Source organism: Giesbergeria sp. (genome assembly GCF_028686475.1).
Taxonomy (GTDB): Bacteria; Pseudomonadota; Gammaproteobacteria; order Burkholderiales; family Burkholderiaceae_C; genus Simplicispira.
Genome location: NZ_JAQUCA010000009.1, coordinates 120,142 through 134,360, shown reverse-complemented (window position 1 = coordinate 134,360; position 14,219 = coordinate 120,142). Strand labels below are relative to the sequence as shown.

Annotated in this window: 16 protein-coding genes; 7 read left to right on the top strand and 9 right to left on the bottom strand. The window is 60.2% G+C overall.

The features are described from left to right. The first annotated feature begins 106 nt into the window (after positions 1 to 106). From PHX60_RS08590 to PHX60_RS08570, 5 genes are all read left to right on the top strand, one after another. A complete protein-coding gene (locus tag PHX60_RS08590; RefSeq protein ID WP_366144373.1) occupies positions 107 to 640 on the top strand; it encodes a site-specific integrase in 534 nt (177 codons plus the stop codon). A 116-nt stretch (positions 641 to 756) separates the two neighbouring features. Next, the gene (locus tag PHX60_RS08585; RefSeq protein ID WP_300076756.1) at positions 757 to 1,035 is read left to right on the top strand and encodes a type II toxin-antitoxin system RelE/ParE family toxin; all 279 of its coding nucleotides are present in this window, start codon (positions 757 to 759) and stop codon (positions 1,033 to 1,035) included. Positions 1,036 to 1,045: 10 nt separating this feature from the next. Further along, a complete protein-coding gene (locus tag PHX60_RS08580) occupies positions 1,046 to 1,348 on the top strand; it encodes a HigA family addiction module antitoxin (protein WP_300076754.1) in 303 nt (100 codons plus the stop codon). A gap of 289 nt (positions 1,349 to 1,637) precedes the next feature. Next, positions 1,638 to 1,970: an addiction module antidote protein gene (locus tag PHX60_RS08575; RefSeq protein WP_300076752.1), complete on the top strand. Its 333-nt coding sequence runs from the start codon at positions 1,638 to 1,640 to the stop codon at positions 1,968 to 1,970. 96 nt (positions 1,971 to 2,066) lie between these two features. After that, positions 2,067 to 3,317: an NAD(P)/FAD-dependent oxidoreductase gene (locus PHX60_RS08570; RefSeq protein WP_300076750.1), complete on the top strand. Its 1,251-nt coding sequence runs from the start codon at positions 2,067 to 2,069 to the stop codon at positions 3,315 to 3,317. Between the two features lie 9 nt (positions 3,318 to 3,326). Here PHX60_RS08570 and pyk read toward each other — a convergent pair whose 3' ends face one another. The 8 genes from pyk to def form a co-directional block, all read right to left on the bottom strand. Further along, the gene (gene pyk, locus PHX60_RS08565) at positions 3,327 to 4,760 is read right to left on the bottom strand and encodes a pyruvate kinase (protein WP_300076748.1); all 1,434 of its coding nucleotides are present in this window, start codon (positions 4,758 to 4,760) and stop codon (positions 3,327 to 3,329) included. Between the two features lie 102 nt (positions 4,761 to 4,862). After that, complete coding sequence (locus tag PHX60_RS08560; RefSeq protein ID WP_300076746.1) at positions 4,863 to 5,429, bottom strand: FlgO family outer membrane protein; 567 nt, start codon at positions 5,427 to 5,429, stop codon at positions 4,863 to 4,865. Further along, positions 5,426 to 6,112, bottom strand: coding sequence for a hypothetical protein (locus PHX60_RS08555; RefSeq protein ID WP_300076744.1), 687 nt, complete (start codon positions 6,110 to 6,112; stop codon positions 5,426 to 5,428). Before PHX60_RS08555 ends, PHX60_RS08560 begins: the two co-directional genes overlap by 4 nt. Positions 6,113 to 6,243: 131 nt before the next feature. Next, positions 6,244 to 7,440, bottom strand: a complete 1,197-nt coding sequence (locus PHX60_RS08550; RefSeq protein WP_300076742.1) for a phosphoglycerate kinase — start codon at positions 7,438 to 7,440, stop codon at positions 6,244 to 6,246. A gap of 72 nt (positions 7,441 to 7,512) precedes the next feature. Further along, positions 7,513 to 7,848 (bottom strand): AzlD domain-containing protein, encoded by a 336-nt coding sequence (locus PHX60_RS08545; protein ID WP_300076740.1) that lies wholly within the window; start codon positions 7,846 to 7,848, stop codon positions 7,513 to 7,515. Continuing rightward, complete coding sequence (locus tag PHX60_RS08540; RefSeq protein ID WP_300076738.1) at positions 7,848 to 8,573, bottom strand: AzlC family ABC transporter permease; 726 nt, start codon at positions 8,571 to 8,573, stop codon at positions 7,848 to 7,850. The genes PHX60_RS08545 and PHX60_RS08540 overlap by 1 nt, the downstream gene beginning before the upstream one ends. Beyond that, positions 8,560 to 9,543 (bottom strand): methionyl-tRNA formyltransferase, encoded by a 984-nt coding sequence (gene fmt, locus PHX60_RS08535; protein ID WP_300076736.1) that lies wholly within the window; start codon positions 9,541 to 9,543, stop codon positions 8,560 to 8,562. Before fmt ends, PHX60_RS08540 begins: the two co-directional genes overlap by 14 nt. Continuing rightward, a complete protein-coding gene (gene def / locus PHX60_RS08530; RefSeq protein ID WP_300076734.1) occupies positions 9,540 to 10,049 on the bottom strand; it encodes a peptide deformylase in 510 nt (169 codons plus the stop codon). The genes fmt and def overlap by 4 nt, the downstream gene beginning before the upstream one ends. A gap of 135 nt (positions 10,050 to 10,184) precedes the next feature. Here def and PHX60_RS08525 point away from each other — a divergent pair, with 135 nt between their 5' ends. Further along, a complete protein-coding gene (locus tag PHX60_RS08525) occupies positions 10,185 to 11,480 on the top strand; it encodes a LysM peptidoglycan-binding domain-containing protein (protein ID WP_300076732.1) in 1,296 nt (431 codons plus the stop codon). Between the two features lie 16 nt (positions 11,481 to 11,496). Continuing rightward, positions 11,497 to 12,678, top strand: a complete 1,182-nt coding sequence (gene dprA / locus PHX60_RS08520) for a DNA-processing protein DprA (RefSeq protein WP_300076730.1) — start codon at positions 11,497 to 11,499, stop codon at positions 12,676 to 12,678. On the opposite strand, the gene PHX60_RS08515 is transcribed toward dprA, so the two are convergent. Continuing rightward, entirely contained in the window at positions 12,657 to 14,081 is a 1,425-nt protein-coding gene (locus PHX60_RS08515; protein ID WP_300076728.1) for an MATE family efflux transporter, read from the bottom strand. The genes dprA and PHX60_RS08515 overlap by 22 nt on opposite strands. Between the last annotated feature and the right edge of the window lie 138 nt (positions 14,082 to 14,219).

Here is a 14,219-nt window from a genome sequence, read left to right as displayed (position 1 = left end):
CCAGCGGCGCAAGGTTGTTATGGACACACCTAACGCCTTTGCTGCTTCTCCTATGCTTACTAAGCTCTTCATAATGGATATATTAGCATAGATTTGAGTAGATTTGTTGAGTGCTGCTGCTAACCCCGGCAATATCCGCGCTATGGAATGGGCATGGATTGACTTGGACAATGCCATGCTTACCATACCGCCCGCCGATATGAAGCGCACCAAGCGGGAAAAGCTCAACGGCAAGGCGCATTACATCCCGCTGGCGAAACAAGCCATTGCCATCTTGCAGGCGCTACGCCCCCTTACTGGCAGTGGGCGCTATGTCTTTCCGGGTGCCCGTTCTACCTTGCGCCCAATGTCCGACAACACGATTAACGCTGCACTCAAGCGCCTCGACTTTGGTGAAGACCATGTAAGCCACGGCTTCCGCGCAATGGCTAGAACGATGATGGCCGAGCGCCTAGCTGGCATCCCTGACACTTTGGTTGAAGCCCAACTAGGCCACGGCAAAAGCGGCCCACTTGGCAGCGCCTACGACCGCGCCGAATACATGGAGCAGCGCCGCGCCATGATGCAAACATGGGCAGACTACCTAGACCAACTGCGTGTTGGCGCAAAAATCATCCAACTGCACAGCAAGGCGGCATAAAGCCAGCCCGTGAAAATCGGCAAAGGCCCCCAGCAGGTACCCCCAAAACCCCACTGCACCCGGCTGGCGCTGCCTTTCGCTGGCGCATAATGTGTAAACAATTGATTTACACAATCATGATTCTGACATTCCGCCACAAGGGGCTGGAAGCCTTCTTCAGGACGGGTAGTGCCGCTGGCATCCAGCCCATGCACGCCAAACGCCTACGCGAACTGTTGACCGCCTTAAACGTAGCCCAAAGCCCGCAAGACTTGGCGCGGCCATCGTGGCGTTTGCATGGCCTGAGTGGGGACAGGGCTGGTTTTCATGCTGTCACTGTGCAGGCCAATTGGCGATTGGTGTTTCGCTTCGTACCCAACGGCATAGAGCTACTGGATTACCTTGATTACCATTGAAAGGCACATCATGGACATGCACAACCCCGCACACCCCGGCGAACTACTGACCGGCTGGCTTGAGGACTTAAATATCACAGTGACGGCCTTTGCCGCTCACATTGGTATTAGCCGCATCATGTTGTCGCGCCTGCTGCACGGGCATTCAGGCATCACGGCAGACATGGACTTGCGCCTGTCCGAAGCCTTGGGCACCTCGCCCGGCTACTGGCTGGCGCTGCAAGCCCAGCGCGACTTATGGATGGCCCGCGAGAACGCAAAGAAGCGCCAAACCATCCAACGCATGGCCGCGCTAGAGTTGGCACACGCCTGACCAGTTGCGCTACCAACGAGGCCACCTTCAGGCCAGCCCCTGAAAATCTACAAGGTGCCAGAGAAGCTACTGACAAAACCGACGAAACCCCCAATTTGTAACGCATAATGCACAAAAACCATGTTTGAAGTGCAAAGCTACCTAGACCCAGAGGGCAAAGACCCTTACGCCCAATGGCTGGCAAGCGATTGATATTGCTGGTGGCCGGTGGCGACAAGCGCACCCAACAAGCCGACATTGCCCAAGCACTGGCGAACTGGCGCGACTGGCAACACCGAAGGAAACCGACATGAACACCACCCACCCACCTGCAAGCCGCCCACACGATGCTGCTGTGGTTGAGCTACTCAAGGCCGACCCTGATTTTGCAACCGAGTATTTGGCCGCTGCTTTGGATGAGGCCAACCAGCCCGGCGGACAGGTGGCACTGTTGGCCGCCTTGCGCCATGTGGCCGAAGCCCAAGGCATGGCCGCCGTGGCCGAGCGCGCCGGTATGCCGCGTGAAACCCTGTACCGCGCACTTGGCCCCAAGGGCAACCCCACTATCAAGACACTGCTGGCGGTGCTGGGTGCTGCTGGCTTGCACTTGGCACTAACCCGACAAGACCGCGCCCACGCCTGACCCATGCCACAATAGACTCAACGCCCCAAGCCACGGACTCATTACCCGCGAGTCCGGTAGCAATAAGGTCTTTTCTCTGCTCTTGGAACCCCCCTTTTGAGCCTTACTTTTGATGCCATCATCCTAGGGGCCGGTGCTGCCGGTCTGTTTTGTGCCGCCCAAGCCGGTCAGCGCGGCCTGAAGGTGCTATTGATTGACCACGCCGAGCGCGTGGCCGAGAAAATCCGCATCTCGGGCGGCGGGCGCTGCAACTTTACCAACCGCGATTTGGATGTGCGCGCGCCGCACAAGCATTTTGTCGGCCAGAATCCGCAATTTTGCCGTTCGGCGCTATCACGTTACACGCCACAAGACTTTATCGCGCTGCTGCAAAAACACAGCATCCCGTTCCACGAAAAGCACAAGGGCCAGCTGTTTTGCGACCGCTCCGCCGAAGACATCATCCAGATGCTACTGGCCGAATGCGCCGCTGAGCAGGTGCAACGCTGGCAGCCCTGTAAGGTACAAAAAATCGGTTTTGTTGCTACGGAATCTGGCGGCAGTTACCAACTGGAAACCAGCCAAGGTGCAGTGCAAGCCCCCAGCTTGGTGGTGGCGACGGGCGGATTGTCCATCCCCAAAATTGGGGCTACGGATGTGGGCTACCGGCTGGCGCAACAATTCAATATCGCCTTGGTCGAGCGCCGCCCCGGCTTGGTGCCGCTCACCTTTGATGGCGCAGACTGGGCACCCTACGCCCAACTGGCCGGGCTGGCCTTGCCCGTGAACATCAGCAGCGGCAGCAAAAAAGCCCACATGGCGTTTGAGGAGGACTTGCTGTTTACCCACCGGGGCTTGTCTGGCCCGGCGGTGTTGCAAATTTCCAGCTATTGGCAAGAAGGGATGCCGCTGTCGCTCAATTTAGCGCCCACGGTGGATTTGCCCACGGCCTTGGCACAGGCCAAACTGCGCTCGCGCAAGCTGATTGCCAATGAACTGGCTACGCTGGTGCCTAGCCGCTTGGCCGATGCCTGGGCCAGCCAAGAGGCCGATTGGCAGCGCCCCATCGCCGAAGCCTCCGACAAAGCCTTAACCCGGCTGGCTGAGCGCCTGAGCCGCTGGCAACTCACACCCACCGGCACCGAAGGCTACAAAAAGGCCGAAGTCACGCTGGGCGGCATCGACACCAAAGCCTTATCGCAGCAAACGATGGAGGCCAAAGCCCAGCCGGGGTTGTATTTTGTCGGCGAGGTGGTGGACATTAGCGGCTGGTTGGGCGGCTACAACTTTCAATGGGCTTGGGCCAGCGCTTTTGCCTGCGCGCAAGGCTTGGCCGAACGGGCGCAAGCCTTGCCAAAGCGCACCTGAGGGCCAGCCTCAAGCCACCCGGCAGATTTTGAGCATATTGGTGCCGCCCGGTGCCCCCATAGGCTCGCCGCAGGTAATGGCATAAACGTCACCGCTTTGCACAATGCCACGCTCTTTCAGGCTACGCTCGGCCTGCACCAAAGCGGTGTCGCGGTCGGCACTGGTGTCCATTAGCAGTGGGGTAACGTTGCGAAACAGCGCCATGCGCCGCTGCGTGGCCACCTTGGGCGTGAGCGCATAAATCGGAATGTGAATGCGATAACGGCTCATCCACAAGGCGGTAGAGCCGCTGTCGGTCATGGCCACAATGGCTTTGGCACCCAAATGGTGCGCCGTGAACAAGGCTCCCATGGCAATCGATTGGTCAATGCCAGAGAAGGTGCGCCGCGAAAAATCCGCATCCAATTGCACGTCTTCTGCCGCTTCGGCGGCGGTACAGATGGTGGCCATCTCTTGCACCGTTTGCAGCGGAAAGCGTCCGGCGGCGGTCTCGGCACTGAGCATCACGGCATCGGTGCCATCCAATACCGCATTGGCCACATCACTGACCTCGGCCCGGGTGGGCACGGGGTTGGTAATCATGCTCTCCATCATCTGCGTGGCGGTAATCACCACCTTGTCCAAATCGCGCGCCATGCGAATCATTTTCTTTTGCAGCGCGGGTACCACGGCATTGCCCACCTCGACCGCCAAATCGCCGCGCGCCACCATGATGCCATCGCTGGCACGCAAAATTTCTTCTAAGCGGGGGATGGCCTCGGCGCGTTCGATTTTGGCAATCAAATGGGGGCGGTGGTTGAAACCAGCAGCGGCCACATGGCACAGCTGGCGCGCCATTTCCATATCCGTGGCGTTTTTCGGGAAGCTCACCGCCACATAATCGGCTTGAAAGGACATAGCGGTTTTGATGTCGTCCATGTCTTTGGCGGTCAGGGCCGGTGCCGTCAGGCCGCCGCCTTTTTTGTTGATGCCCTTGTTATTGGACAGCTCGCCACCCAGCTGCACGGTGGTATGCACCTGCTCGCCGCGCACGGCATCGACGCTCAACACAATCAGGCCATCGTTGAGCAGCAGCAAATCACCGGGTTTGACATCGCGCGGCAGCTCTTTGTAGTCCAGCCCGACGCCGTTGATGTCGCCCAACTCGGTGCGCGAGGCATCCAGCACAAAACTGGCCCCCGGCACCAGTTCAACTTTACCCTCGGCAAACTTGCCAACGCGGATTTTGGGGCCTTGCAAATCAGCCATGATGGCTACTTCACGCCCAGCACGGCGGGCCGCTTCGCGCACGGCGGCGGCGCGGTCAATATGGTCTTGGGCCTTGCCGTGGCTGAAATTGAGGCGAACAACGTTCACCCCGGCAATAATCATGGCCTCTAGCAGGGCAATATCGCTGGAGGCGGGGCCAAGGGTGGCTACGATTTTGGTGGCACGGCGCAACATAGTAAAAACTCTCTATCCACGGGATAAAAAAAGGCCGTCTGGGGACGGCCTGCTAAAAAATAGGGCCAAACTCTGAAAAGCAGAGGATGGCAGCATGGCTGCTTAGCGCGGCACTTGCAGCAGGCGCTGCACGTCGCGGTCGTTGGGCAGGGCGTAGTCGTGGCCCCGGATGATGCGGCTGTCTTCGGTACGCACCAGCTTTAAGCTCACGTAGGTAAAGTTGGCCGCTGCCGAGTAGGTGCCCACCAGCACCAGCGAAGCATCGTGGCTACGGGCAATGTCTTTAATCTCGCGCGAGAGTAGCAACTCGCCGGTGCCTTCGCGCACAAACACATCGCCGCGCAGTTTGATTTCTTTGACGTTAAAGCCCAGCGTGGCCATGTGCGAGGCGTATTGCTCCGATAAGGTGCGCCCCAGCGGGGTCGAGCGGCTCAAATCGTTGACGTTGACCACGGTGGCCACCAACACCGGCCCTTGGCCAATGCTGCTGAGGTCAAAACCGGCGGTCAGTTTGGCGACGGCCTCGCGGTTGCTGTCTAAAAACTGGCTGGCCGCTGCTTCTTGGTAGGTAGGCCCAGCGCGCACCGGCACCGTGCCATTCATACAGCCAGTGAGCAGCACCGAAGCACCAGCCAGCGCCACAACGGAAGAAAGGCGAGAGAGCTTCATTGGGCCACCACCTTCATGTTGATATTGCGGTAAGACGGACGCATGAACAGCGGCGTATCTGCGTTTTCGAGGTAATAGACATCGGTTTTGCGTACCAAGAATTGGCCGCCACGGGTGACGGTGGTGGTCAAAACCATTTCGGTATGCGTGGGGCCACCCGAGTTGATGCTGGCGGCATAGTCGGCCGCAGAGGTCAGGCCCAAACCGGCCAACAATTGGGCATCAATATGCTCGTGGCGCAGGCCGTAGGCGGCCATCAGGCCACCGGCCAACATGGTGAACTGGCCCGGAATAAAGTGGGGCCGGTCACTGTTGTGGCGCACCACTTGGGTGTGGTAGCTCACATCCAAGGCATTGCCGGGGGCTTGCATCACGGCAGCGCCGCTTTGCACCAGCTCGGTGATTAAAAAGTCGCGGAAAGCCAAATCAAAGGTGCTGGCATTGGGCGGTGCCGAGACATACAGCGGCGTGGCCGGGGGCATCCCCAAGCGCTCTAAAGAGCCCAAGGTTTGCGCCACCACATCGCGCGAGAGTAAATCCCAATGCCCGGCAGAGCGCACCTTGGGTTGTACCGTGAGTTCAAAATTCTCTGCCAAAGGAATGGGCGCTTTGGCCGCACACCCCACTAAAGCAGCCACGGCCCCTGCCACCAAGGCAGCACCGAACGTTCTTGCAAATGCCATTATTCTCTCCTGCGGATAGGCGGTAACGGAGCTGAGAACACCCGGCACCTCCCTGATAAAAAAACGATTTTGGGCGTGAAGCTGGGTAAAAACAAGAAGAATGTTGTTTTTAACCCTGCCTTTTGAACCATTTAGCCCTGTGCAGCACGCTGCTGCAAAATATCAAACGCGGGCAACAGCTTGCCTTCTAGCACTTCTAAAAAAGCACCGCCGCCGGTGGAGATGTAGCCCACCTGCTGCTCGATGCCGTATTTGGCAATCGCGGCCAAGGTGTCGCCACCACCGGCAATGCTGAAGGCAGCAGATTCGGCAATCGCTTGGGCGATGGTTTTGGTGCCGTTTTCAAAGGCAGCAAATTCAAACACGCCCACCGGGCCGTTCCAAACGATGGTGCCCGCCGCTTTAAGCTGTGCAGCCAACTTGGCGGCGGTTTCGGGGCCAATGTCCAAAATCAGGTCGTCTTCGGCCACGTCGGTCGCGGCTTTGACGGTGGCGGGGGCATCGGCGGCAAAGGTTTTGGCCACCACCACATCGGTGGGCACGGGCACCTCGGCCCCACGGGCTTTCATGGCGGCCATTACGGTGCGGGCTTGCTCGACCAAATCAGGCTCGGCCAGGCTTTTGCCAATCGGCAAACCAGCGGCCAGCATAAAGGTGTTGGCAATGCCGCCACCGACAATCAGTTGGTCCACCTTGTCGGCCAAGCTTTGCAAAATAGTGAGTTTGGTACTGACTTTGCTGCCCGCCACAATGGCGGCCAGTGGGCGTTGGGGTTGTGCCAAGGCTTTGGTCAGGGCATCAATTTCTGCCGATAGCAGCGGGCCAGCGCAGGCAATCGGGGCAAACTGGGCGATACCGTAGGTGGTGCCTTCGGCGCGGTGCGCGGTGCCAAAAGCATCATTCACAAAGATGTCGCATAGCGCGGCCATTTTGCGTGCCAGTTCTTCTTTGTTCTTCTTTTCACCCACATTCAGGCGGCAGTTTTCTAGCAGCACCACTTGGCCGGGCTGTACCTGCACGCCATCGACCCAATCGGACACCAGCGGCACTGCGCGCCCCAGCAGTTCGGACAAGCGCGCGGCCACCGGGGCGAGTGAATCTTCGGGCTTGAAGGCCCCTTCGGTGGGGCGGCCCAAGTGGCTAGTGACCATCACCGCCGCGCCCGCATCGAGGGCTTGTTGGATGCAGGGCACCGAGGCGCGGATACGGGTGTCTTCGGTGATGCGGCCGGTGTCGTCTTGTGGCACGTTCAAATCGGCACGGATAAACACACGTTGGCCACGGACTTTGCCTTGGGCGCACAGATCGGAAAAGCGAAGGATGTTCATAGCGAAGCGGTAAGCGAGAAGAATCGGTTGTTAGCGGGGCACATTGTAGGCGTGGCCCTGCCGATTCTGGCGTTACCAACCCCGCAGAATATGCAACGGTAAGTACACGGCCATGCCGACGCTGATGGTGCCCAAAATACCGCGCCGCCAAAAAAAATAGCCACTGGCACACAGCACTGCTGGCAGGCGAGCATCTTGCCAAGTGCCAATGATGTGGCCGTGGCTCATGAGGATTTCTGGGGCAATCACCGCCGTCAGGGCCGCCAAGGGGGCGTATTTCAGGCCACGGCGCAACCAATGCGGCAGCGGCATTTCTTGCTGCGGAATCATAAAAAACGAGCGTGACAGCATGGTAATCAGCGCCAGCCCAGCAATCGCCACGGCCCAATCGAACCACGTCCAGTCCATCAGGGGGCCTCTGGTGCAGCTGGTGCAGCGCGCTGCATGGCTTCGGCCAGCAAGCCAGCGGCCACGGCAGCAGCAATCGCCACCAAGATATTGAGCTTGAGCGGCAAAGCAAATGCGGCCACTGCCGCTGTGGCCGCAACCCCCGTGGCCAGCCACGTGGCGCGGTCATTGAGCATCGACAACAACACCCCGAGCAGCGCCAGCACCCCGGCAAAGCCCAAGCCCCACGACAGCGGCACTTCATTGGCCAACAAAATACCCGCCACCGAGGGCACTTGCCACGCCAGCCAGTTGGTGGTGGCCGAACCCCAAAAGTAGGGCAGCTGCTCGGGTTGCGGTTTTTGTTCTGGGTAGCGCTTCATGAAGGCGACAAAAATGACATCGCCGCTAAAGTAGCCAATTTTTAAGCGCTGCGCCAAGGGCAAATGGACAAAATAACTGCGCCACAAGTTACTAAAAATAACAAATCGTAAATTCACGCAGGCTGCTGTCAGCCAAATCACCCACAAAGGTGCCCCCACGGCCAGCAGCGGCAACACCGCCAATTGGGCGCTTCCGGCATAGACCAAAAACGACACCGCCAGCGCCAGCGGCACCGACAGCCCCCCTTTGACCATCGCCACCCCAGTGACCAAACCCCAAGCCCCCATGCCGACCCCAGCACTGAGCAAATCGCGCACGCCTTGGCGGTAGGCCGGATGGCGCAGCGTTTCAAGCAGTGCCATGAGCGGTTTCTGCCCCCAACACCATGCCCGGCTGCAAGGCAAAGCCGCGCAAAAAATCGGCCACGGGCAGGCGTTTGCCACCGGCACGTTGCAACACCGTCAGGCGCAAAGTGCCCTCGCCACAGGCCACCAACACCCCTTGCGCGTCGATGTGCAAAATTTGCCCCGGTGCGGCCCCAGCGGGCGCGGGGGTATCGGCCAGCGTACAGCCCCACAGCTTGATGGTTTCGCCCTGCACCACGCTGCTGGCACCGGGGAAGGGGTCGAAGGCGCGGATGCGTTGGTCAATCTGGCGCGCGGGCAGTTGCCAGTCGATGCTGCTTTCGGCTTTCTCGATTTTGTGCGCGTAGCTGATGCCTGCTGCGGGTTGTGGCGTGCGCGCCAAACTACCTGCGGCGGCCTGTTGCAGCACCTGCAACAGCAAACGCCCGCCCAGCGTAGCCAGTTGGTCGTGCAAACTGGCGGTAGTGGCGGTGGCGGTAATGGGCAGGCGCTCTAGCAACAGCATATCGCCAGTATCTAAGCCTGCATCCATTTGCATGATGGTGACACCGGTTTCTGCATCACCGGCCTCAATCGCACGGTGAATCGGGGCGGCACCGCGCCAGCGCGGCAGTAAGCTGGCGTGGATGTTGAGGCAGCCCAGACGTGGCAAATCCAACGTCCACTGCGGCAAAATCAGGCCATAGGCAGCTACCACCATCACATCGGCTTGGGCGGCCTCTAGCGCAGCGCGGGCAGCGGCGGCTTCGTCTGGAAACTTGCCATCTAGGCGCAGGCTGTGCGGCTGGGCCACGGCAATACCATGTACCAACGCGCATTGCTTGACCGGCGAGGCTTGCAACTTCATGCCGCGTCCAGCGGGGCGGTCGGGTTGCGTCAGTACCAAGGGCACACTGTGGCCCGCTTGCAGCAATTGCTCTAGCGCCACGCGCGCAAACTCGGGCGTACCAGCAAACACGACCCTCATGCGCGTTCCTCGCGTTGGCGTTTCAACATTTTCGATTTGATACGGTTGCGCTTGAGCGGTGAGAGATACTCGACAAATACTTTGCCGCGCAGATGGTCTAACTCGTGTTGGATACACACCGCCAGCAGGCCCTCGGCCTCTAATACCCGTGACACGCCATTGGCATCGAGGGCTTGCACATGCACCGCCACCGAACGCGGCACACCGTCGTAAATGCCGGGCACCGACAAGCAACCCTCATCGCCTACGGCGGTTTCGGGGCTGGCCCAAACAATTTCGGGGTTAATCAGCACTTGGGGCTGGTTATGCTCTTCGGAGGTATCTATCACCACCACGCGCTCATGCACGTTGATTTGTGTTGCCGCCAAACCAATGCCACGGGCATCGTACATGGTGTCGAGCATGTCGGCCACCAGTTGGCGGATGCGCTCATCGACCACCGCCACGGGCTTGGCCACGGTGTGCAGTTGGGGGTCTGGGAAGCAAAGAATCGGGAGAATAGCCATAGTGTCAGAAGAAATGAGTGCCCTATTTTCGCTACTTTCGATAAAGCACAATGTCGCATCCAGCAATAATCGTTGTCCAATGCAGGGCTTGGACAGACAATGCCATTCCATTTTCCGTGTCGGAGCCTATCGCCAATGCCTCACCAAAAACAAGATGTTGCCTCTTTTACCAACCCCCAGCGTACCGGTTTGGCACGGCCTTGGCGCATGGCTTGGGTGCTGGGCATGGCCCTGGCTGGGCTATCGGCACAGGCGCAGCCCCTGCCCCTGCCCCTGCCAGAGATGGGTCAAGCCCCCGGCACTCATCCACCCAGCGCTAATCCACCCAGCGCTACCAGCCATGCCGTAACCGCGCGCGGCGTAGCCGTGGCCGATTTGGCCCCCAACGCCCCAGCCAGCTATGTGGTGCAACGTGGCGACACCCTTTGGGCGATTGCGGGGCTGTATTTGAAAAAACCCTGGAACTGGCCCCTGCTGTGGGGCATGAACCGCGAAGAAATCGCCAACCCGCACCTGATTTTTCCGGGGCAAACGCTGCACTTGGAAGTGGATGGCAATTTTGCCCGCTTACGCACCGGCGCCGGTAGCGCCCGCAACCGGGGCGAGCTTGAGACCGTGCGTATCTCGCCACGCACGCGCAGCGAAGGTTTGGCGGATTCGGCCCTGCCCACCTTGCAGCCACACCTGATTGAGCCATTCTTGGTCGAACCCTTGGTGGTGGACGAAGACGAGCTACTGCACGCAGCGCGCATTGTGGCCACCACCGAAGACCGGGTTTTAATGAGTACCGGCGACCGCGTCTATGCACGCGGCGATGCCGCCCTGCCACTACGCACCGACAACACTGAATCCCGCCAATACCGGGTGTTTCGCAATGCCAAGCCGCTCAAGCACCCTTTAAGCGGCGAAGTGCTAGGCTACGAAGCGCACTATCTGGGCCAAGCCGAGTTGTTGCGTAGCGAAGGCAACGAAAGCAGCCTCAATGCCAAGGGGCAAGCGGTCGAAGAATACATCCCCGCCACCCTGGGCATTACCTCCATCCGCGAAGAAATCCGCGCCGGGGACCGCTTGTTGCCCATGCCCGAGCGTGGCTTTGTCAGTTACACCCCGCACGCCCCCGAGCAAGAGGTGGATGCGCGCGTGGTGTCCATCTACAACAGCTCGGCGCTGGTCAATGCGGCACAAAACCAAGTCGTTACCCTCAGTGCCGGTGAACACGACGGCCTACGCACTGGCCACATCCTCAAGCTGCTCACCCAAGGCGCACGCATCCAAGACAAAACCGACCCCACTCGCCCCACCATCAAACTGCCCAGCGAGAGCAACGGCATGGCAATGGTGTTTCGCACTTTCGAGCGCGTCTCTTACGCGCTGATTTTGAACGTGCAAACCACGGTGCGCGTGGGCGACCGTTTGGTCAATCCGCAGTAAACGCCCCCGCCGCGCGATGCAGCCCACGTTAGAGCAAGCAGAACTGGCCGCTTGGTTGCGCCTAAGCCTCACGCCGGGCGTGGGCCACATCACGGCACGCAAACTATTGCAGCGCTTTGGCGCACCAGCGGCTATTTTTGCCCAATCGCCGTCAACGCTGCAAACCTGCGTCACGGCGTTGCAAAGCCAAGCCTTGCAAACCGTACCGCCCGCACTGGGGCCACAGTTGGAGCGCACTTGGCAATGGCTGCAAGCCTCTACGCCCACGCAATGCCAACTGGTGCTGCCGTGGGGGCACCCACTGTACCCGGCAGCGCTGCTCGATAGCGATGACCCACCGCCGCTGCTTTACCTGATGGGGCCGGGGCACTTGCTGCCACCCCAAGCCCCAGCACTCACGGCACGCCATTGCGTAGCCATCGTGGGTAGCCGCAACCCCACCGCCCAAGGCGAAGAAAACGCTTTGGCCTTTGCCCGCACTTTGCGCGCCAGTGGCCTGTGCATTGTGTCGGGCTTGGCCTTGGGCATTGATGCCGCCGCCCACGAAGGCGCGTTGCAAGCCGCACGCAGCGACGATGGCATTGCGGCCACCATTGCCGTGGTCGGCACCGGGCTAGACCGGGTCTATCCAGCGCGCCACCGCGATTTAGCGCACCGCATTGCCGCCCAAGGCTGGTTGCTGAGTGAATATCCCTTGGGCACGGCCCCACTGGCAACCAACTTTCCCCGGCGCAATCGCCTGATTGCCGGGCTATGCCAAGGCTTGTTGGTGGTCGAGGCCACGCCCGGCTCCGGCTCTTTGATTACCGCCCAGCTGGCCGCAGACCAAGGGCGCGAGGTGTTTGCCATTCCTGGCTCTATCCACGCACCGCAATCGCGCGGCTGCCATGCCCTGATACGCCAAGGGGCCAAGCTGGTCGAATCGGCGCAAGATGTCTTAGAAGACCTGCACCTGCCCCCAGCTGCACCCGAACCAGCCACCACATCCACCATATCCAGCGCAGAAACCAACGCCCCAGCACCGCCCGAATCGGCCCTGTTGCGCGCTTTGGGCTTTGACCCGGTGGGGCTAGATGCCTTGGTGGCCCGCACCGGGTTCGATACAGCCAGCTTGCTGGTGCAGTTGTTAGAGCTGGAGCTAGAGGGCCACGTGGCGCGTTTGCCCGGCGGTTTGTTTCAGCGCATGGCCGTGGCCTGAGGCGGGCTGCTGGGCAGGCTCCAACGCGCCAAACAACGCCACAGCATCAGGGCAAAAGCCAAGGTACACAAGGTCAGGGCAGCTGCACTGCTCATCCAAAACGTGGCGGGCGTGGCTTGCGCCGACCAAGGCCCCAAACCGTGGTAGCTCAGGGTGTAGCCACCCCCCAAACCCGCACCCCAGAGCAACAGGCTGTACACCACCAAGGGGGCCACCGTCACGCCGTAGCAGCGCAACACGAACAAACAAAAGCATTGCAAGCCATCGACCAAATGGTAAACCGCCACCCACCACAATAAGCCCGAGCCTAGTGCCACCACGGCAGGCTGCTCAGAATACAAGCGGGCAATGGGTTCTCTGAACCCCCACAGCAGCGCGGCCAGCAGTGCCGCCAGCAGGGCCACCACCCCAAAGCCCAACAAGGCCGCTTGGCGCGCATGGGCCTCGTTGCCCGCGCCACGCCAAAAACTCACGCGCGCACTGGCCGCAATCGCCAATGACAAGGGCACCATATACAGCACCGCTGCCAAATTAGAGGCGATTTGATGCGCCCCCGACGCAGTGGTACCTTGGCGTGCAATAAACAGCGCCATCAAGGTAAACGAAGTCACTTCTACCAACACCGTCAGTCCGGCAGGCACGCCCAAACGCAAAAATTGCGCCAATTGCCGCCAGTCGGGGCGCTCTAAGGGCTGCCACAGTTGTAAAGCTTGGTAAATATCTTGCGTGCGCGACAGCCAAATCCCCAAGCCCAACATGCTGACATACACCGCCAAAGTGGCCCAAGCACAACCGACCGCGCCCAAGGCGGGCACGCCCCAGCCCCCAAAGGTCCACCACACCGACAGCCACACCTTGAGCGGCAGCGCCAGCACCTGTATCCACGTAATCAGCCGAGGATGGCCCATCGCTTGGTTCAAAATGCTAAACAGCCGAAACAAAAAAGTAGCGGGCAAAGCCAAAGCCAGCACGCGCAAATAATCGCTGATGAGGGGGTGCAAATGCGCCGGTACTTCAGCCGCTACCAATATCGGGCCGGGGTGTTGCAACAGCAGCGCCCCCAACGCCGAAGCCGACAACCCCAAATACAAAGATTGCCGAAACGATGCCCCCATGCGCTGGGGCCGATTGGCCCCGCGCAGTTCAGCCCACACGGGCAACAAAGCCTGCAACACCCCCACCAGCCCCACCGATACCGTGATAAAAATAGCCGAGGCCACCGACAACGCCGCCAAAGAAGCCTCGGCATGGCGGCCCGCCACAATGGTGTCGGTAATGCCAAACGCCATCACCGCCAGTTGGCCAACCAACACCGTGCCCGCATGGCGCAAAATGGTAGCCAAATCAAACCAAGGCGAAGCAGGGGCGACAGCGGCAGCAGCGGTGGCAGACGACATAGACATGAGGGCGGTGCAGCGTGCTTAGCTAACCAAGCTGGCGACAGCGGCCAGCAGTGGGGCCGGGGAGGATACGGCGGTAGGCAGTTGAACTCCTTGCGAGCGCATTCCCCACCCTAGCCGCTAGGCAGGGTGTGGGTCAAG